The 18504-nt window shown below is 60.2% G+C and carries 20 protein-coding genes and 1 tRNA gene; 15 read left to right on the forward strand and 6 right to left on the reverse strand.

The annotated features are described in order from the left end of the window. Positions 1 to 163: 163 nt before the first annotated feature. Complete coding sequence (locus JJE47_01905; protein ID MBK5266166.1) at positions 164 to 1399, forward strand: histidine phosphatase family protein; 1236 nt, start codon at positions 164 to 166, stop codon at positions 1397 to 1399. Here the strand turns inward: JJE47_01905 and JJE47_01910 are convergent. Then, positions 1396 to 1617 (reverse strand): hypothetical protein, encoded by a 222-nt coding sequence (locus JJE47_01910; GenBank protein ID MBK5266167.1) that lies wholly within the window; start codon positions 1615 to 1617, stop codon positions 1396 to 1398. The genes JJE47_01905 and JJE47_01910 overlap by 4 nt on opposite strands. Before the next feature lie 319 nt (positions 1618 to 1936). Between JJE47_01910 and JJE47_01915 the strand changes: the two genes are divergently transcribed. The 3 genes from JJE47_01915 to JJE47_01925 are packed head-to-tail and all read left to right on the forward strand — an operon-like array spanning position 1937 to position 3681. After that, positions 1937 to 3247, forward strand: coding sequence for a PhoH family protein (locus tag JJE47_01915; GenBank protein MBK5266168.1), 1311 nt, complete (start codon positions 1937 to 1939; stop codon positions 3245 to 3247). Between the two features lie 46 nt (positions 3248 to 3293). After that, the gene (locus JJE47_01920) at positions 3294 to 3473 is read left to right on the forward strand and encodes a hypothetical protein (protein ID MBK5266169.1); all 180 of its coding nucleotides are present in this window, start codon (positions 3294 to 3296) and stop codon (positions 3471 to 3473) included. After that, positions 3418 to 3681, forward strand: coding sequence for a pentapeptide repeat-containing protein (locus tag JJE47_01925; protein MBK5266170.1), 264 nt, complete (start codon positions 3418 to 3420; stop codon positions 3679 to 3681). Before JJE47_01920 ends, JJE47_01925 begins: the two co-directional genes overlap by 56 nt. 35 nt (positions 3682 to 3716) lie before the next feature. On the opposite strand, the gene JJE47_01930 is transcribed toward JJE47_01925, so the two are convergent. From JJE47_01930 to topA, 4 genes are all read right to left on the reverse strand, one after another. Then, positions 3717 to 4409: a hypothetical protein gene (locus JJE47_01930; GenBank protein ID MBK5266171.1), complete on the reverse strand. Its 693-nt coding sequence runs from the start codon at positions 4407 to 4409 to the stop codon at positions 3717 to 3719. 6 nt (positions 4410 to 4415) lie between these two features. Continuing rightward, positions 4416 to 5546 (reverse strand): zf-HC2 domain-containing protein, encoded by a 1131-nt coding sequence (locus JJE47_01935; protein ID MBK5266172.1) that lies wholly within the window; start codon positions 5544 to 5546, stop codon positions 4416 to 4418. After that, complete coding sequence (locus tag JJE47_01940) at positions 5543 to 6016, reverse strand: RNA polymerase sigma factor (protein MBK5266173.1); 474 nt, start codon at positions 6014 to 6016, stop codon at positions 5543 to 5545. The genes JJE47_01935 and JJE47_01940 overlap by 4 nt, the downstream gene beginning before the upstream one ends. A 132-nt stretch (positions 6017 to 6148) precedes the next feature. Next, on the reverse strand, positions 6149 to 8683 hold the full coding sequence (topA, locus tag JJE47_01945; GenBank protein ID MBK5266174.1) for a type I DNA topoisomerase: 2535 nt from the start codon (positions 8681 to 8683) through the stop codon (positions 6149 to 6151). A 120-nt stretch (positions 8684 to 8803) separates the two neighbouring features. Here topA and JJE47_01950 point away from each other — a divergent pair, with 120 nt between their 5' ends. From JJE47_01950 to JJE47_01965, 4 genes are read left to right on the forward strand one after another with little or no spacing between them, the layout of a single operon-like run. Continuing rightward, the gene (locus JJE47_01950; GenBank protein ID MBK5266175.1) at positions 8804 to 10105 is read left to right on the forward strand and encodes an MFS transporter; all 1302 of its coding nucleotides are present in this window, start codon (positions 8804 to 8806) and stop codon (positions 10103 to 10105) included. Beyond that, complete coding sequence (tmk, locus tag JJE47_01955) at positions 10102 to 10692, forward strand: dTMP kinase (GenBank protein MBK5266176.1); 591 nt, start codon at positions 10102 to 10104, stop codon at positions 10690 to 10692. The genes JJE47_01950 and tmk overlap by 4 nt, the downstream gene beginning before the upstream one ends. Continuing rightward, positions 10689 to 11732, forward strand: a complete 1044-nt coding sequence (gene holB / locus JJE47_01960; GenBank protein ID MBK5266177.1) for a DNA polymerase III subunit delta' — start codon at positions 10689 to 10691, stop codon at positions 11730 to 11732. Before tmk ends, holB begins: the two co-directional genes overlap by 4 nt. Continuing rightward, positions 11725 to 12345: a 1-acyl-sn-glycerol-3-phosphate acyltransferase gene (locus JJE47_01965; GenBank protein MBK5266178.1), complete on the forward strand. Its 621-nt coding sequence runs from the start codon at positions 11725 to 11727 to the stop codon at positions 12343 to 12345. Before holB ends, JJE47_01965 begins: the two co-directional genes overlap by 8 nt. Positions 12346 to 12377: 32 nt before the next feature. On the opposite strand, the gene JJE47_01970 is transcribed toward JJE47_01965, so the two are convergent. Further along, positions 12378 to 12452, reverse strand: a tRNA-Thr gene (locus tag JJE47_01970). Positions 12453 to 12551: 99 nt separating this feature from the next. Between JJE47_01970 and JJE47_01975 the strand changes: the two genes are divergently transcribed. From JJE47_01975 to ftsH, 7 genes are all read left to right on the forward strand, one after another. Continuing rightward, positions 12552 to 13124, forward strand: a complete 573-nt coding sequence (locus JJE47_01975) for a sigma-70 family RNA polymerase sigma factor (GenBank protein ID MBK5266179.1) — start codon at positions 12552 to 12554, stop codon at positions 13122 to 13124. Continuing rightward, a complete protein-coding gene (locus JJE47_01980; GenBank protein ID MBK5266180.1) occupies positions 13121 to 13360 on the forward strand; it encodes a zf-HC2 domain-containing protein in 240 nt (79 codons plus the stop codon). The genes JJE47_01975 and JJE47_01980 overlap by 4 nt, the downstream gene beginning before the upstream one ends. Before the next feature lie 41 nt (positions 13361 to 13401). Continuing rightward, positions 13402 to 13692 carry a hypothetical protein gene (locus JJE47_01985; GenBank protein MBK5266181.1) on the forward strand — a complete coding sequence of 97 codons (291 nt, stop codon included), beginning with the start codon at positions 13402 to 13404 and terminating at the stop codon, positions 13690 to 13692. Continuing rightward, positions 13685 to 14707 carry a zinc-dependent metalloprotease gene (locus JJE47_01990; GenBank protein MBK5266182.1) on the forward strand — a complete coding sequence of 341 codons (1023 nt, stop codon included), beginning with the start codon at positions 13685 to 13687 and terminating at the stop codon, positions 14705 to 14707. The genes JJE47_01985 and JJE47_01990 overlap by 8 nt, the downstream gene beginning before the upstream one ends. Before the next feature lie 26 nt (positions 14708 to 14733). Continuing rightward, positions 14734 to 15972 (forward strand): tRNA lysidine(34) synthetase TilS, encoded by a 1239-nt coding sequence (gene tilS / locus JJE47_01995; GenBank protein MBK5266183.1) that lies wholly within the window; start codon positions 14734 to 14736, stop codon positions 15970 to 15972. Next, complete coding sequence (gene hpt / locus JJE47_02000) at positions 15879 to 16496, forward strand: hypoxanthine phosphoribosyltransferase (GenBank protein ID MBK5266184.1); 618 nt, start codon at positions 15879 to 15881, stop codon at positions 16494 to 16496. The genes tilS and hpt overlap by 94 nt, the downstream gene beginning before the upstream one ends. A 106-nt stretch (positions 16497 to 16602) precedes the next feature. Beyond that, positions 16603 to 18492 carry an ATP-dependent zinc metalloprotease FtsH gene (gene ftsH, locus JJE47_02005; protein MBK5266185.1) on the forward strand — a complete coding sequence of 630 codons (1890 nt, stop codon included), beginning with the start codon at positions 16603 to 16605 and terminating at the stop codon, positions 18490 to 18492. Positions 18493 to 18504 lie beyond the last annotated feature (12 nt).

The following is an 18504-nucleotide window of genomic DNA, read 5'->3' on the forward strand; positions in this document are numbered from 1 at the left end:
ACACTTCGGGTCCGGCCATGAATATCGTTATCAAGGTTATGACAATTGTGAGCCTGATCTTCGCCTCGGCGTTCGTCTAACCGTTTACCAACAAGTGCATTGAGGGGTCGACCGGTTGGTCGGCCCCTTTTTGTTTGGTGAGGACGCGCGCTACTTTGGTCTGATGCGAATCACGCTCATGCGCCACGGCGAAACCGATCTGAACGCTTTGAACGTATGGCAGGGCCATTCCGTTGGTGAGCTATCGGATCTCGGGAAGGACCAGGTACGAAAGGCGGCGGATCGTATCGACCCGAGCGCCTATGACGTGGTGGTCGCATCGGACCTCACGCGGACGGTCCAATCAGCTGAGTTGCTTGGACTGCCGTTTGAAGTCGATCGTGCGTGGCGGGAGATCGACGTCGGCGAGTGGAGTGGGCGTACGTACCGCGAGATTGCCGAGTCTGAGCCCGAGGTGATGGCCGCGGTCATGCGTGGCGACGACGTGGTGATTGGTGGTGGGGAATCTTTTGGTCAACTGTCTGAGCGCGTCTTGGAAGCCTTTTCGAGTCTGGCGGCCCGGATCGGCGATGACGGTTCGGCCCTCGTGGTGACCCACGGAGGATCGATTCTGAGCCTGGTTGCCGATCACTGGAACATCTCAAGAGGATTCGACGCTCCAGTGATCGCCCCGACCAATACGTCCTTCACCACATTTGAACATGACTTTGGGTCGTGGAAGCTCAACCGTTACAACGATGGCAGCCATCTTGGGCTTCTCCATGGCCAAGCTGCCGACTATGCCAGAGGCGGGAGTTCCATTCTCACGTTCGTTCGCCATGGCGAAACTGAGGCGAACGTCAGACAAGTGTGGCAAGGGCAAGGTGACTGGGGTTTGAATGACCATGGACGATTGCAGGCGTCGGCTCTTGCGGTGCTCTTCTCGCCCACTGGCCCGATCTACGCCTCCCCTTCGGGTCGGGCTGCTCAAACGGCGGCGACGCTCGACGGCCACGGAGTTACCCATGTCGATGGTCTCATGGAGATAGCAATGGGCCGATGGGAAGGACTTGAGGTCGAGGCCGTCAAGGCGGGGTGGGCAGACCATTTTGAGCGCACGTTCGCGGGTGGCGAAGACCTCAAACGAGGAGAGACCGGGGAGAACGTGGCGGAACTCATGGTCCGGCTTCGGAACACGGTCGATGAAATCATGGCCGGCCATCCGTCCGAACACGTGACGTTTGTCTCACATGGCTCGGCGATTCGCTCGTTTGTCGTGTCGGTGTTGGGTGGAGCCAATCGCGAATTCCGTAACACGGGAATTGTCCCAAACACTGGTTTGACGCACGTGGTGCTGACCGACGGTCGGTATCGACTGGCCGATTACGGGGTTGCCCCTCATCTTGAGGCCCTGCGCTAACTGGTTCGTTTCTGGGCGTCTGTGGACGGGGCGCTGGTGGTGAGTGGTGAAGTCTCGTCAGCAATGGCATGGGCGACGGCATCGGCGGTCGCATTCACATTCTTGAGTGCCTTGCCGGCCCGGTGCGCCGTGATGTGGGTGATGGGCTTATGAAGCTTAAATGACTGCTCGTCGTAGATACGACTCTTGCGTAGCTTCCTAAGTGCTTCCCAGTCCATTGTTTTATTTACCTACTGTTGGCTGACGCCTCCGTCCAGATTCTCCAAGAGTCAATGGCCGGGAAACGCCTCGTTCGGTTCTGAACGACTGTCCACCGACAGTCGGTGGCACCAAGGAATATGTCGGCACTGAATGGCCGCTACTTGACGATTAGCTCGTGAGATGTGCCAAAAGTCCACGCTGCCCTTCCGGTATGCCCTGGCTCGATTTGGTCGCCGGAGCTCCCGTCTGACCACGCAGCCGAGCGAAATCCTTGGAGTTGCGCGCGCTGGGTCGTACTTTGGGGGAATACGTTGGCAATCAAAGAGGGTGAACGAGTTGACCCGCACCTATGTGCTTGACACCTGTGTCCTGTTAGCCGATGCTCATGCCTTGCTTCGATTCGACGAGCACCACGTTGTGCTGCCGCTCGTCGTCGTCGAAGAGCTCGATCGAAAGAAGACTCGATTCGACGAGGTAGGTGCGAACGCTCGCAAGGTCCTTCGACTGCTCGAGGAACTCGGGGCGTCTCGCTCCGGAGGCCTCCGGGAACCGGTGAATCTCCCCGGCGGTGGGACGTTGCGGATTGAACTGAACCGGGTCCGCTCGCCGAGACTCCCTGACATTCTCGACCCATCAACACCGGATCATCGGATACTGGCGTGTTGCCTCAATCTCGCCGACGATGGACTGGAAGCCGTGCTGGTTACCAAGGACACGGCCCTGCGCATCAAAGGGGCTCAACTTGAACTTGAGGTTGAGGATTACCGCGCCGACACCGCCCAGGTTGAGGAGCTCTACTCGGGTGTCGCTGAGATCAACGTCGAGCCAGGCCTCATCGACCGTCTCTTTGAGAAGGGGAAACTGACGCTGCCCGGCGTGCACCTGATGGTCAATCAGTTTGTGGTCCTCAAGTCGGGTACGTCCCAGTCGGGGATGGCCCGAGTCGTCCAACACGAACCGGAGGTGGTGGTGACGAGGGTTCCCGGAGCCAAGCATGCATTCGGCATCGAGTCGAAGAACGTGCGCCAGACGTTCGCGCTCGATCTCATGCTCGATCCGGACATTGCGTGTGTTTCCTTGATGGGGCTGGCGGGAGCCGGCAAAACGTTTCTTGCCCTGGCAGCCGCCTTGGAACAGGTAATCGAGCAAAACCGGTATCGGCGGGTGTCGGTGTATCGACCGATGATCGCGGTGGGGCGCCAGGAGATCGGCTATCTCCCCGGCGATCTCGACGAGAAACTATCGCCCTGGATGGCAGCTATCTATGACAACCTCTACGCGCTGTTCTCCGACTCGACTCCCGACGAAGCAAGGGCGGCGATCCAGGACCTCATCGATCACAACGAGATGGAGATGGCGGCCGTTACCTACCTGCGGGGCCGTTCGATCACCGGTGAAATCGTCATCATTGACGAGGCCCAGAACCTGGAACTGTCGACTCTGAAAACCATTCTCACTCGAATGAGCTCTGACTCGAAGGTGATTCTCTGCGGCGATCTCTCACAGGTAGATAACCCGTACATTTCGCCGTACGGTGGCGTGGCGGCCATGATCGAAAAACTCAAGGGCCAGCCCATGTTCGGACATGTCACCCTTGAACGGTCGCTCCGCAGCCCGCTCGCCGAGGTTGCCGCGACGATCTTGTAGATGCGTGTTGTCGGCCCGGTAGTTGCTACGACAGTACAGTCTCGGGATGCCCTGGATCGACCCGATCGAGCTCTACGCCAAACCTCCGCGCCATGAAGATCAACCTGCTCCGCTCGGAGACTGGTCACGTGAGATAGAGAGCGGACCCGATGGTGGCTTGATCGAGGGGTATTTCATTACCGGCGGCGTACTCGACGCGGTCGCCGCGGACGGGCTGCAAGCTTGAAGAGGCCGACTTCAATAGCGCAATACTGATCGATGTGACGTTTGAAGGTTCGGAGCTTCGTCTGGTCGACCTGGTCGGGGCCTCTTTCGAACGCGTCGATCTGCGACGCTCAGGTTCAGGAACTCGCTTACGGGTTGGCGCTGGGCGCCGGCGCTTCGATCGAACGGTCCTGAGCGGCGAAAAGTCTGAACGGCCGCGGCCCCGCTAGACGAGGGCCGCGACCGTTGGGCGAGGCGGTGTCGTCTAGGAGGCCGGGCTGGCTGGCTCGAACTTCAGACTTTCGGAGGTTGGCCAGCGCCTGGCGACCCCGACCACGGCCGCGCTGGCGGCTATCGACAGGAGAGCCTCCCACCAGACCACCGTGTTCGAGTCACAGTTCTCCGATACCGAGCCAGTGCCGCCCGGCGAAGAAGCGCTGCCGCTGCTAGTCGAATACGACGACCCGAATTGCCATCCGCTGGCAAATCCACCGCTTGTTCCGATCACCGTCTCGGTGTGACCATCGGCATACGTCGTCGTACACACCGGGTCGAGATGCATGAACAGGATGAATACGGGTACCGCCACCATCAGTGCCAACAGCGGCCGGCCCCAGGTCATCCAGCGGGCCTCGACGGCCGGCCGTGGGCGGTTGCGGGAAGCGAACCCCCACGCGATGGCAACGACGATCCACACCGGACTCAGCTCGATGACGGCGAAGCCGGCTACCAGAGCGGCCATCCAGGCCACGGTCAACAGCGACGGGCGCTGGTTCAGCGACAGTAGAGCCAACGTTGCCGGCAGGGTAAAGGCCACGGCCAGGGCGATGGCCTGGTAGACGCCGATGCCTCCCGAGCTGATACCGGCGACGAGGGCGAAGGCGGTGATGAGATAGACGGCTCCGGCGCCGATCATCACGATCCGACGGTTTCGTTTGATGGTTTCGAAAACGTTCATGATGGATTACCTCCCACAGATCGGAGTAGACCAGTTGTAGAAATCGACGCCGAGCAGTCCGGCTATGGGTACCCCGGCTTCTTTGAGAAAGCCGGCGAGTTCCACCGATGGTCCGGTGACGACCAGGCTGGTAACCCCCGGATCGTCGTCTGCCAGATAGTCCGCTGCGGCCCGGACTTGCTCCGATCCGTTCGGGCCGAACGTGGCGACATCGGAGACCGCCGGACTCGCCTCAAGATTGACCAAACTGCGTCGAACCTGATCAAGGGCACCCTGGATCGAAGCTGGTTCATTCATACCATTGCCGGAGAAGCTTGCAGATGTTGCTCCGAAAAAGTCTTCCTCCGGGAAACTGGTTCCGCAGGTTGCATAGCCGAGGATTCCCATGCCCAGACCATCCGCCTTTCCAGGGTCCGACCATCCGTCCGAGGTTGGAAACCCTGCCCAGATAACCCGGACGTCACTGGCTGGCGAATCGGCGAACTGCTGAGCCCTGGCCAGTGAAATGGGTTCGTCGAACCAGACTTGGACGGTGGCGACGGTGGCGTCGCCCAGGCGTAACAGTCCGGGAGAGTCAATCGTGGTGGAGCTGTCGCTATTGACGTACGGGAAGAAGCTATTTCCTGCCTCACCACCGAACCTGAACGCACCGATCCTGCTCGTGATCGTGCCGGCCGGTTCGGTCGAGGCTCCCACCGACATGGCGACTTCGGCGGTGACGAGGCGAGAAAGCCAGTTGGAGTCGATCTGGACATCGGTGATCGTTATGCCCGGGTTGAGCATGATCGCCATGTCGACCGTGGCACGGGCCGCGCTGGCGGCTCGCCCTGATCGGTTGACCACCAGCGGTTGAAGGAGGGCGGCACAGATGAACCAGACGACGATGAAGCCGGCGACCAGAACGAGGACGGCGTCGGCGATCGTGCGGCGCATTGCTTTGCGAACCGACCGTTTCAGTAGCTTCTCGTCGACGACGCCGCCAGACAATCCGCTGAGGTCGACTTCGGCGACGTCGTCGAGAATGGCCTGACATTCCGCACATCCGGCGATGTGCGATTCAACAAGCTTTCGAGTGGGACGATCGAGTGCGTCGTCCACATAGGCTTCGAGTAGATCCTGGATTTCTGAGTGCGTCATGCGCTCGTCTCCGTGTAGTGGGAACGGAACGAGATCCGTGCCCGGTGAATGAGGACTTTGGCGGCCGCCGGGGTGATGCTCATGGCATCGGCTACCTCGGCGTAACTGAGATCGGCCCGATCGCACAACAAGAGCGCGGTGCGCTGGCGTTCGGGGAGCTTGGCAAGGGCAGCTTCAATGGCGTCGACTTCGGCGACGTCGGGATCGGACACGCCCGCCTCGTCGATCGTATCGACCGGAGTGGGCCGCTTGCGGCGCACGTCGTCGATGAAAACTGATCGAGCGATGGTGAATAGCCAGGAGCGGGGGTTGCCGCCGTGATAGCCGATCATTGATCGGGTGGCTTTGACGAAGGTGTCCTGCATCAGATCCTCCGCCCAGACCCGATCACGGCACAACGAAACCAGGAAGGCGTAGACCGCCATCGAATGGTCCCGGTAAAACTCTTCAATCGTGGTTTGTGTAGCCACACGTGTCCCGTCCTCCACAGTAAAGGGAATGTTCTACCGGGGAGACGGATTTCGGAGTCGAAACGTTACGGTCGGTTTAGGAAACCTGATCGACCGGTTGAGCTGGGCGCAGCCGGTCGATTCGTATGCGGACTAGTCGCGGTCGCGACGCATCTGGAGCAGCTCGAAGGCTCTTTCCTGGGTGATGGTTTCGGGGTCGTCGTCCTTGCGGAGCGACCCATTCGTGATTCCATCGGTTACGTACGGACCGAACCGTCCATTCTTCAGCACGACAGGCTTGCCAGACACCGGGTCATCGCCGAGTTCTTTCAGGGGAGGGGCAGCCTGCTGGCCTCGCCGGCGCTTCGGTTCTTTGAAGATCGCGACCGCCTCGTCAAGGGTGATCGTCAAGAGCTGATCCTCGGACTCGATCGTCCGGCTATCGGAACCCTTCTTGATGTATGGGCCATACCGACCGTTGAGGGCCTGGATCTCCTGGTCATCCTCCGGATCGATGCCAACGACGCGGGGAATTTTGAGAAGCTCAATGGCCTGATCGAGCGTGACGTCATCCAGGCTCATGGTCTTGAACAATGAGGCGGTCTTGGGCTTCTTCTTGGAGCCTTCTTCGATCTCACCCAACTGGATGTATGGGCCATACCGACCGGCCCTGGCGAGGACGGTGAGTCCTGACTCGGGATCGGTTCCGAGGATCTTGTCTCCCGACGGAGCGTCAAGCAGTTCGGTGGCCCGTTCGACGGACAATTCGTCAGGTGGCAGTTCGTCTGGAAGCGACGCCCGGTCTTCGCCACGCTGGAGGTACGGGCCGTACTGTCCAACCCTGGCAACGATCTCCCGGCCAAGATCGTCCGTTCCGACGGTGAACGAATTAACAACGCGTGGGTCGATCTGTTCGAGTCGGTCCTCGGCAACGGAGGCTTTGAGCCCGTTGTCTCCAAAGTAGAAGTTGTGGAGCCACGGCTTGGGGTCCTCGGTACCGGTCGAGATTTCGTCAAGATCCGATTCCATCTTGGCGGTGAATTCGTAATCAACGAGGGTCGGAAAGTGATCCTCGAGCAGGCCGACGGTGGCAAAGGCAGTGAACGACGGAACGAGTGCCGAACCCTTCTTCCATACGTATCCGCGGTTTTGGATCGTGGACATGATCGAGGCGTAGGTGGACGGTCGGCCGACGCCGAGTTCCTCAAGGCGCCGGACTAGCGAGGCTTCCGTATAACGAGCGGGAGGTTTCGTTTCATGGCCTTTGGCCTCAAGCGAGTTGACGTCCACATCGTCGCCTTCGACGAGGTTTGGCAATGGCCGTTCCTGGTCATCAAGCTCGGCGTCTGGATCGTCCGATCCTTCGACGTAGGCGCGTAGGAATCCCGGGAAGTGGATAACTTTTCCGGAGGTCGCAAACTCGACATCGCGGCCATCGGTGGCGGTGGTTCCCAACCGGACTTGCACGCTCTCGCCGCGGGCATCTTTCATCTGCGAGGCGATCGTTCGCTTCCAGATGAGTTCGTAGAGCTTGGCTTCGTCGTCATTGACCTGGGCGGAAACGACGTCTGGAGTCTTGAAGGCGTCGCCGGCCGGGCGGATCGCTTCGTGGGCTTCCTGAGCTCCCTTGACCTTCTTTGAATATTCGCGGGGCTTGTCAGGCACGTTATCGGCTCCGTACATTTCCAGGATTTGAGCCCGGGCCGCGGCGACCGCTGTCTCGGACAGAGAGGTCGAGTCGGTTCGCATGTAGGTGATGAACCCGTTTTCGTAAAGCCTTTGAGCCGCGGACATGGTCCTGGCTGACGAGAAGTGCAGTTTGTGGCCGGCTTCCTGTTGAAGCGTTGAGGTGCGGAACGGGGCGTATGGCTTGCGGGTATACGGCTTGGCCTCGACCGACCGAACGGTCATCAAGGTTCCTGCCAACACGGCCACGAGCTCGTTGGCGTCGGACTCGGACAGTACGACTACGTCTTTCCGGGTGACTTCGCCAAGCGAAGAAAAATCCTTCCCGGAGGCGACCCGCGTCTGGTCGATGGAGACAAGTTTGGTTCCGAAGCTTTCTTCTTTCGAAAACTCGCCTTCCACGTCCCAGTAGCCCGCGCCCCGGAATGCGATGCGCTCGCGCTCGCGCTCGACGACGATTCTTGTGGCAACCGACTGGACTCGACCTGCCGATAGTTTCGGTTTGACTTTGCGCCACAGGACCGGCGAAACCTCGTAGCCATAGAGGCGGTCGAGGACCCGACGAGCTTCCTGGGCGTCGACGAGTTTGTCGTCTATCTGGCGAGGGTTGTCGATCGCTGCCTGGATCGCAGCGGGAGTGATCTCATGGAAGACCATCCTCTGGATTGGCACGGTGGGCTTGAGGACTTCGGTCAGGTGCCAGGCGATGGCTTCCCCTTCACGATCCTCATCAGTCGCCAGGTAAAGGGCGGAAGCGTCGCTAAGGAGTCGCTTCAGTTCTTTGACCGTCTCCCGCTTTTCCTTTGAGACGATATACAGGGGTTCGAACCCGTGATCGACGTCCACCGCGAGACGTGCCCACGGCTCGCCCTTGTATTTGGCGGGGATATCTGCGGCCTTCGACGGTAGGTCGCGGATATGACCGACGGACGAAGTGACGACATAGTCGGACCCGAGAAAACCGGCAATTGTTCGGGCTTTCGCGGGTGACTCAACGATGATGAGGGGTTTGGACACGAGACAAGTGATAACCGGGTTGGTAGCTCATTGTCAAGACGAGATCGTGGCATGGGTCGAAGCAATGGCTTCGCTGAACCTCCTGGCCACTAACGTTGGACGGGTATGCAAGACAAACAACCTCCCCGGACGCGGTCTCAGCTTTTGCGTCGTGGCGAGTTCGCCAAATTGTGGTGGGCGGGGACGATCTCCAGCTTTGGTGACTGGGTCTCCTTGTTCGCAACGCTCGCCCTCGGTGACCATATTGGCGGTGGGTTGGGTACCCTCGTTCCGCTGGTTGGCCGGTTTGTGCCTGCCATATTGTTCGGACCGATCGGTGGCGTCCTCGCTGACCGGGTGAACCGTAAGACGATCATGCTCGTAGCCGACATCGGCCGGGGGTTCCTGGTCCTCTCCTTGATCCTGGTCAAGACCCTTCCCCAGTTATTTGCGGTCTCATTCGTGATTGAGGTCCTGTCGTTGCTCCGGCAACCTGTTCGGGAGTCGGTGGTGCCAGAACTCGTGCGACAAGAGGAACTGATCACCGCCAACAGCCTGTCGGTGGTCGGGTCGTACGGCATCTTCCCGCTCGGGGCAATCGCCTGGTCGGCGATTTCCAAGTTTCCTCAGTGGGTTGGTTGGGACGTGGAGTCACCGTTCACGGCAGGCTTCACCCTCGACTTCTTAACCTTCATGATCTCGGCTGCCATTGTGGCGATTACCACAATCCCGATCCGGCCGCCGGTGGCAGGACGCGAGCAGTGGAACTGGAGGGCCCCGTTCGCCGACCTTGCAGAAGGGGTCCGGTTCGTCGTTGGGCATCGAGGGGTCCGGGTCGTCATCATCGGTATGTCATTTGCACTGTTCGGGAGCGGGGCCATCATCACACTCGGCCAGACCTTCGCTCGTTCCTTTATCTTCGGTGATGACTCCGGGTTTGCGCTGCTCGCGACCGCCATGGGGGGAGGCGGGGCGATCGGGGTCATTCTCGTCAACCGTATCGACCGGGTAGCGGTGCACCGGATGGTGGTGTTCTCTGCCGCGATCACGCTGACGGGGACCGCTCTGGCTGCCCTGGCTTTCTCGACCACTGTCATCATGGCAGCGACCTTTTCGTTCATGTTCGGGTTTTCCGCAGGGATCGGGTACGTAGTAGGAATCACCTATCTTCAGGTGGGTTCCACGGAGGAAGTTCGGGGGCGCACCTTTGCTGCCCTGTTCCTCGTCGGTCGATCGGCGCTGCTCGTGTCGATGACCGTGGCTGCCTTCGCAGCGACATTCCTGCATGGTCGTTTCCCTGATCCGCTCGACGACGGTGTGCGGCTGATTTTCGTTTTGGGCGGAGCGATCACGGTTCTTGCGGGGCTGGTCACGTTGTGGGTCGTGCGAGAAGTGTGGGTCCCCCGATTGGAACGAGACAGCGTTTGAGGTACATCGCTTTTGAAGGAGTTGAAGGGGCCGGGAAGAGCACCGTGGTGAGGGCACTGGCCGGGCGGCTGCGGGCGGCCGGGAACGAGGTGGTCGAGGTTCGCGAACCAGGCGGCACGGGGCTGGGCGACGCCATCCGGGGCTTGCTGCTCGACGGAGACAGTCCCATGGCTCCCTGGGCGGAGGCGGCTCTATTTGCCGCGGCGCGAGCCCAGTTGGCTGTCGAGGTCGTTCGCCCCGCACTGGACCGGGGCGCCTGGGTGCTTTCGGACCGAACCGTGTATTCGTCACTCGCCTACCAGGGGGGAGCGAGGCGGCTTGGAGTCGAAGAAGTTCGGACCCTCAACAGCTTGGCCCTCGACGGGACGTGGCCAGACTTGGTTGTCTGGCTCGATGTCGACGCCGAGGTTGGCCTGAAACGGCAGGAGAACGGGGACCGGATCGGCTCGGAAGACCTGTCGTTTCACCAGAGGGTTGCTGATACCTTCGCTGCACTTGCCGAGGTCGAATTGGACAGACTCGTCCGCATCGATGCCTCCGCCGATATCGAGGCCGTTGTCGACCAGGTCTGGGATCTTGTGACATGAACCGGGTTGGAGTCATCGGCCATCGGAGGGTGCTTGATCTTCTTGAACAAGAAGCGGGCTCGCCGGCCCATGCCTATTTGTTCGTCGGTCCTGAGGCCGTTGGCAAAGCGATGATCGCCTCGCGATTTGCCGCCGTCATTCTCTGTGATCGGTCAGGTAACCATGAAGGGCCGTGCTCGGTTTGTGACAGGGTTGCATCGGGGAACCACCCTGATGTCACGGTGATTCTGCCAGACGGTCGAGCCTCGATCGGGGTTGAGCAAGCCAGGGCAGCGGTTCATGCGGCATCGATGACGCCAGTCGAGGGAGATCGCAAGGTCATTCTCTTTGACGAGGCGTCAACCTTGACCGAGTCGGCGGCCAACGCTCTGCTCAAGACGATCGAGGAGCCGAGTGCTTCAACCGTATTCATCCTGGTGGCTGAGTCCGAAGATGATCTTCCACCGACCATCGGGTCCCGCTGTCGAACCGTGCACTTTGGTCGGGTCCGATCCGAAGATCTGGTGGCCGGTCTTGAAGCGCAGGGCGTCGATGGGGAACAAGCGCACCGGGTCGCCGTGATTGCCGGAGGCCGACCGGGTCTGGCCATACAACTTGCCACTGAAAAGGAAGTCGTCAAGTTTCGAGAATTCTGGCTTACCGTCCCCGAGCGGGTCACTCCCCATACCGGCAACTCGTTCCTGCTGGCCGATGCTGCGGAGCGAGCCGCTGCTCCGCTGATCAAGACACTGGGGGTGGCTCATCCCGACGAAACCGCTACCGAGCGGGACCGCCGGGAGCGGGCCACGAAACGGTCTGCCCAGGCACTGATGATCACCGGTCTTGAGATTCTGGCGTCCTGGTACACCGATGCAGCCGCCGCGCAGTTCGGGGTCGCGGTGAGAAATCCCGACGTCGATGTGACCCGACTGGCCCTGGTGACGCCGACTCAAGCCGCCCGGAATGCCGAGCGCGCCCTTGATGCCGTGACGGCCATTCGTCAAAACCAACGTGTTCCACTTGTCCTGGCGAACCTGTTCAACGACCTTGCCCGTGAGTGAGCCCTGGGAGCGAAGGTTCAAGGTTTCGGTCCCGGTGGGTCGGGTCCTGGCTGGACCACTGTTCAAGCTGAAAATAACCGGCAGTGAACATATTCCCGCCGGCCCGTATGTCGCTGGTATCAACCACGTCTCACACGTCGACGCGGCGTTTGCTGCGATGGCATTGGGCAAGCCGCTGCGCTTCATGGCGGCCGCCGACCTGATCGGGATCAATCGCGGGTTGGACTTCATCCTGCCGTTCTACGGGGCCATCTTGTTGCCACGGTCCTCGGTGCCGCTCGGGGCAATGCGCCAGGGTTTGGATCATCTGGCGGCCGGTGGCCGCGTGGCAGTTTTTCCCGAGGGGCGTCGAACCGAGCACTGGCGGGCTTCGGATTTCAAGCGGGGCGCGGCGTGGTTGGCCATCAGGGCGGGAGTTCCTCTCGTACCGGTGGCTCTCTCGGGTACCGAGGCCGTGATGGGTCTCGAGGAGCGCAAGGTGCGCAGGAGTCGGGTTGAGGTACACATCGGCAAACCGCTCGCTCCGAAAGGGGATCGGTTCTCGCTGACCGATGCTTGGGGCGAGGCCATGGATGATCTGCTGGCCGGGAGTAATCCGGGTGAAAACGAATAACCGGTCCGAACCGGGCTGATCGGGTGGGTTGATGGAGCCGAAGAGGGGATTTGAACCCCTGACCTGCTCATTACGAGTGAGCTGCTCTACCCCTGAGCTACTTCGGCTAGTTGGTCGACGACAGGATAGTCCATCGGTTTACCAGGACGGTCGGACCTTTTTCTGGTGCTGGTAATGTCCTGCCTCGGACACACGGAAGCCAACCGATGGCTGATCAGGCCACCTTTGAAGATGACGCCATGCAATTTGCGCCGCAGCTTTACTCTGCGGCGCTCCGTATGACTCGTAATCCTGCCGATGCCGAGGATGTCGTCCAGGAGACGTTCTTGAAGGCGTACCGGGCCTATTCCTCGTTTGAATCGGGTACCAACCTCAAGGCGTGGCTCTATCGAATTCTCACAAACACCTACATCAACCGGTATCGCAAGCAATCGAGGCGACCAGACGAAGTCGACCTCGGAGAGGTCGAGGACCTGTACCTGTATCGCAAGATCAGTGCCGCCAATACGCCAGACTCGCTCAGGTCCGCTGAAGAGGCGGTGCTTGAGGGCCTGGTCGATGACGATGTGAAAGCGGCCGTCGAGGCTCTCCCGGAACGTTTCCGGATGCCCGTGTTGCTGGCCGATGTCGAGGGGTTCTCCTATAAGGAGATTGCCGAAATCATGGACGTCCCGATCGGAACCGTCATGTCACGGCTCCATCGGGGAAGAAAACAGCTACAAACGGCGTTGTGGAAGTTCGCAGAGGAACGTGGATTGGCCGATCGGGAAGACGCATGACCAAGAAATCTTGTGACGATGCCATCACCAAGATCTACGGATATCTCGATGGTGAGATTTCCACGATCAAGCGGATGATGGTTCGGCTTCATTTGCGGCGATGTTCAGGATGTGAGGATGCCTTCATGTTCGAAAGTCGATTGAAGGTTGTCATCAGGGAGCGATGCCAGGAAGAGGTCCCGGCTGACGTACTGGCCAAGCTCCGATCGATCGTGGCCAACGAACAGAATCAATGAAGTTTCTGCGCTCGGCGCGGAACCGGTATATTGGTGGAGACATGATCAATACGATTCGCCGCTACCTCGCCCTTCTTGTTCTAGCCATCAGCTCCCTCACCATGGCAGCCCCGGCCGCCATGGCTGTAACGACGCCCCCGGTTGTCAATGAGGTCGCCGTGGCGCAACCCTATGTCGAGGTTCTGCCAGAAGAGGCTGCCCCCGATGAGCCGCAGTGGACCTACAAATATCTCATCCCGGCGGTCGTAGCCCTCACGGTTGTTCTCATTGGTGGGACCGTGGTCATGTATTTTGTGAAGGTCGTCCGCGGTCGCTACCGAGTCGTTGAATAACGGCCCGGTCCCCTGGACAGCAGCCGTCAAGGTTGCTGAACGACTGGCGGGCTCCTACCCACTGTATGACTCGTACCATCGTGCCGCCCTCATCGCCGAGGCCGAACCGCTGGTCGCCAGAGCTCAGGAACTAGTCGAGGCAGAGACGGGTCTCGGATCGGTCGGCGTGCCTACCGTCGAAGTAGTCGACAGGGGCCGCTGGATTGAACGGAACGTGGCGTTCTTTTCCAAGATCGTGGATGCAACACTGACCCAGCCACAGAGCCTGGTGAAGAGGATTGGCGGTCCGATCGTCGCGGCTGAGACAGGCGCCCTTCTCGGTGTGTTGGCGCGCCGGGTACTTGGTCAGTATGAACTTGTTTTGCCGTCCGAGGATGCCGGCGACACGATCTACCTGGTGGGTCCCAATATCCTGGCAATGGAGCGATCAAACCAATTTCGCCCCTCGGAGTTTCGAATGTGGATCGCTTTGCATGAATGTACTCATCGGCTTCAGTTCACCGCGGTTCCATGGATGCGTGACTATTTCTTTGATCTGGTCACATCCCTGGCAGCAGCTTCGCAGACCGACGAGCACCGCCTGGCCTCGCTCGGGTCGGAGTTGCGTAAGGCGTCTGACGAGGGTCGTCCGCTTATCGATGAATCGGGGCTTTTCGGATTGTTTGCGAATGAAGACCAGCGCCAGCAATTGGACAAGATTCAGGCGCTGATGTCGCTGCTCGAAGGTCACGGACACGTCATTATGGATCGGGTCGGGATGCGCATTCTCCGCACGCAAGCCCGGATGTCGAGCTTGCTCAAGGCCCGCCGGGCCGATCCGCGCATGGCGGCATTCATGCGCTTCACCGGCCTTGAGATGAAAATGCGCCAGTACGAACTCGGAGAGCAGTTTGTTCTCGGGGTTGAGCGGCTGGCCAACTTTGGCGCGCTGGACTTGGCCTGGACCGGACCTGAGGCACTTCCCACTCTGACCGAAATCGAATCGCCGGAACTGTGGCTTCGTCGGGTCAGTTAGATCCGTCACTGGAACGCGCCGGTTCAATGTTGGCAGGTCGATCCTGCGTCGTCGCGCTGTCAGGCGGCCCGGACTCGGCTGCCCTGGCCTGGCTCGCCGACCGCTTCTGCGACTCTGCACGCGCCGTGCACGTTAACCACGGGCAACCCGCCTCGGCTGCCCTGGCTGCGGCCGCCGGGCGAGTGGCGACCCAGATCGGGGTGGCCCTCCAGACGGTGAAAGTTGACGTACCGTCCGGGCCGTCTTTTGAGCAGCAGGCACGAACCGTCCGATATGAAGCGCTGGAGGCGGAGCTGCAAACGGGGGAGTTGCTCGTGACCGGGCACACGGCCGACGACAACGCAGAGACATTCCTCCTCAACGCGGCCAGGGGTGCTGGGATGACAGGGTTGGGCGGGATTCCGATCGAGCGCGGGCGGGTGTTGAGACCAATGCTCGATGTGTCACGAGAAGTCGTACGTGCCTTCGTCGCCGAAATAGGGCTCGACGCCATCGACGATCCAACCAATCTCGACCTGACGTATGCCCGCAACCGAATTCGCCACGAGGTCATGCCGCGACTCGGGTCGCCGCTGACGATCGCCAGGGCCGCCCGACTTGCCTCGCTTGATGACGAGGTGCTCGATGCCCAGGCCGAATCCGTCCCGATTCGAGTCGGGACGGGCCGCGTCACCATCCCGACCGCCCCGTTGAGAACACTGCCGGGTCCGGTCGCCAATCGGGTCATTCGAAGGGGTCTGCGACTTGTGAACCCTCCTTACCCGGGTACTTCCCAGATGGTCGATGCCATCTGGTCGGTGGTGAGACGAGTCACCCCCAGGGTGGAGTTGGGGCAAGGAGTGGTCAGCTATCTGTCAGAGGGTGGTGTGGTTCTCGAAACGGGTGGCTTCGACCCTCCATCCCCGGTGTCGTTGTCGACACCAGTTACGTCGTTCGGGGACTGGAGGCTGGCGGTAGCAGAGCAACCGGATCCGCTTCCGGCCTTTCCCCTGGGTCCCGGCTTTGCGGCCTTCGCCGATCCGCCAGAGTTGTTGGTTCGAGTCTCAGTACCCGGAGATCGGGTCCCCCTGAGAAATGGCGGGCACAAAGAAGTGGCGGACGTCTTCGCCGAGGCTCGCATCGCCCGGGAACGGCGCCGGACCTGGCCGGTCGTCGCCGCAGAGGATCTCGTATGGTGGGTACCGGGCGTCCGGCGAGGCTGGCTCGGTTGGGGACATCCCTCCTCAGGCCGCTACCTTGTTTCGAACATTCTCCAGGAGGGCTAGTGAACATCTCGAAAGTTTTGATCTCCGAAGAAGAGATCCGAACAAAATTGGCGGAGATGGGAAAGCAGATCACGGCCGACTATGCCGGCAAAGACCTGCTCATGGTCGGGGTCTTGAAAGGCGCGTTCATCGTGATGGCAGATCTGGCCCGTCATATCGACGTGCCGGTCGAGTTCGACTTCATGGCGGTTTCCTCGTACGGAGCTGCCACGCAAACGTCAGGAGTCGTTCGTATCCTCAAGGATCTTGACCAGGAGATTGCCGGGCGTGATGTCCTGATTGTCGAAGACATCATCGATTCCGGTCTGACATTGAGTTATCTGCTCAAGTCGCTGCGGGTTCGTCGGCCGGCCTCTTTGGAGTTGGCCGCCCTCCTCGTAAAGAAGGGGATTCAGAGCGTTCCGGTTGATGTGAAGTACACCGGCTTCGAGATTGGACCCGAGTTTGTGGTGGGCTACGGCCTTGATTATGCGGGCAAGTTCCGCAATTTGCCATACGTCGGAGTCATGGAAGAACCCTCCTAGGTGGGCATATCTCGCGAATGGCAATAGCATGGCCCCACGAACCTGATGGTTTGATGAGCAACGACACACATTTCGGAGGACCTCGGTGAACCGCACCGTTCGTACGATTCTTATCTATTTCGCCGTAGTTACGGTGTTGTGGCTGGCTTTTTCGGCCTGGTTCGATGCAGCCAACGCGCCAGAACAAATTGACTTCACCCGTTTGGATGAGCTCGTTGCTGATGGCGAGGTTGGAACCGTTCGCTTCTTCCCGGATGCCAACAAGGTTGAAGTCCGCAGCCCCGGCACCACACTCGAGGATCCAGCCGAGTATTCGATTTCCTACCCGGACCAGTTCGAAGACGAACTGCTGATTGAACTCCAGGCGAGTGGTGTCGAGGTTTCGGTCGATCCGGAACCGACGTCGATCACGACCGTGCTTCTCTCGTTGCTTCCCTGGCTATTCATCCTCGGATTCATGTTCATCATCTTCACGCAGATGCAGGGTGGCGGGAATCGGGTGATGCAATTCGGCAAGTCCAAGGCCAAGCAGATGACCAAGGACCAGCCCAAGGTTACGTTCAATGATGTGGCCGGCCTCGAAGAGGCAATTGAGGAACTCGAAGAGATCAAAGACTTTCTGCAAAACCCGGCCAAGTTCCGCGCCATGGGGGCCAAGATTCCTCGTGGTGTTTTGTTGTTTGGCCCTCCCGGAACCGGTAAGACCCTGCTGGCCAGGGCGGTCGCCGGTGAGGCGGGTGTGCCGTTCTTCTCGATCTCCGGTTCTGACTTCGTGGAAATGTTTGTTGGAGTCGGGGCGTCCCGGGTTCGTGACCTCTTCGAGCAGGCCAAGGCGCAAGGCCCGGCCATCGTTTTCATTGATGAAATCGACGCCGTTGGCCGCCATCGTGGCGCCGGCCTCGGAGGCGGACACGACGAACGTGAACAAACGCTGAACCAGTTGCTCGTTGAGCTTGACGGATTTGAGGCTCAGACCGGCGTCATTGTCATCGCCGCCACCAACCGACCCGACATTCTCGATCCGGCATTGCTACGTCCAGGTCGATTCGATCGTCAGATCACGGTTGGTCGGCCGGCTTTCAAAGGGCGCGCCGCCATCCTGGCAGTGCATGCCAAGGGCAAGCCGTTCGCTCCAGACGTCGATCTCAACGTCATTGCTCGCCAGACTCCCGGCTTCACCGGCGCCGACCTTGCCAACCTCATCAACGAAGCTGCGCTGTTGGCCGCCCGGCACGACAAGAAGCTCATCTCGACCGAAGAGATAGAAGAAGCAACCATTCGGGTCATTGCCGGTCCCGAGCGCAAGAGCCTCGTGATAACCGAGGACGAAAAGAAGATCACGGCCTACCACGAAGTCGGGCATGCTCTGGTCGGTTGGGTATTACCCAACGCTGATCCGGTCCACAAGGTAACCATCATTCCCCGTGGCAGCGCCGCCGGTCACACTCAGTCAATGCCGTCGGAGGATCGCCTGTATCGGCGCCGCAGCGAGTTGATCGATCAACTCGCCATGGCACTTGGCGGTCGCACTGCCGAGGAGATTATGTTCGGAGATCCAACTACCGGCGCCTCGAACGACATCGAGCAGGCGACCAAGATTGCTCGTCAGATGGTGATGGAATACGGGATGAGCGACAAGCTCGGGCCGATGAAGTACGGCCACGCCGATGGCGAGGTATTCCTCGGTCGTGACTACTCGCGCCAGGCCGACTACTCCGACGATATGGCGGCAACCATCGATAGCGAGGTGCGCAAGCTCATCGGCCAAGCGCACGATGAGGCCAGGGCGATCCTGACGACCCACCGCAGCGACATGGATAGGATGGCAGCCGCTCTGCTCGACGAGGAGACACTCGACTCGAAGCGAATCGCCGAACTTCTGGCTGACGTACCCAAGTGGCAACACTCGCTGAATGGCTCCATGAGAATTGAGATTCCGAACGGCCTGCCGACTCCACCCAAAGATGGCGTTGCCGCTTCCCAGGCAGGCGCCTGACCCCTACGCTGT

The organism is Acidimicrobiia bacterium, assembly GCA_016650365.1.
Classification (GTDB): Bacteria; Actinomycetota; Acidimicrobiia; order Spongiisociales; family JAENVV01; genus JAENVV01.

Coding starts and splice junctions, on each gene's coding strand:
- JJE47_01905 (MBK5266166.1), top strand. CDS start 164: ATGCGAATCACGCTCATGCGCCACGGCGAAACCGATCTGAACGCTTTG.
- JJE47_01910 (MBK5266167.1), bottom strand. CDS start 1,617: ATGGACTGGGAAGCACTTAGGAAGCTACGCAAGAGTCGTATCTACGAC.
- JJE47_01920 (MBK5266169.1), top strand. CDS start 3,294: ATGCCCTGGATCGACCCGATCGAGCTCTACGCCAAACCTCCGCGCCAT.
- JJE47_01930 (MBK5266171.1), bottom strand. CDS start 4,409: ATGAACGTTTTCGAAACCATCAAACGAAACCGTCGGATCGTGATGATC.
- JJE47_01935 (MBK5266172.1), bottom strand. CDS start 5,546: ATGACGCACTCAGAAATCCAGGATCTACTCGAAGCCTATGTGGACGAC.
- JJE47_01950 (MBK5266175.1), top strand. CDS start 8,804: ATGCAAGACAAACAACCTCCCCGGACGCGGTCTCAGCTTTTGCGTCGT.
- holB (MBK5266177.1), top strand. CDS start 10,689: ATGAACCGGGTTGGAGTCATCGGCCATCGGAGGGTGCTTGATCTTCTT.
- JJE47_01975 (MBK5266179.1), top strand. CDS start 12,552: ATGGCTGATCAGGCCACCTTTGAAGATGACGCCATGCAATTTGCGCCG.
- JJE47_01980 (MBK5266180.1), top strand. CDS start 13,121: ATGACCAAGAAATCTTGTGACGATGCCATCACCAAGATCTACGGATAT.
- JJE47_01985 (MBK5266181.1), top strand. CDS start 13,402: ATGATCAATACGATTCGCCGCTACCTCGCCCTTCTTGTTCTAGCCATC.
- tilS (MBK5266183.1), top strand. CDS start 14,734: ATGTTGGCAGGTCGATCCTGCGTCGTCGCGCTGTCAGGCGGCCCGGAC.
- hpt (MBK5266184.1), top strand. CDS start 15,879: ATGGTGGGTACCGGGCGTCCGGCGAGGCTGGCTCGGTTGGGGACATCC.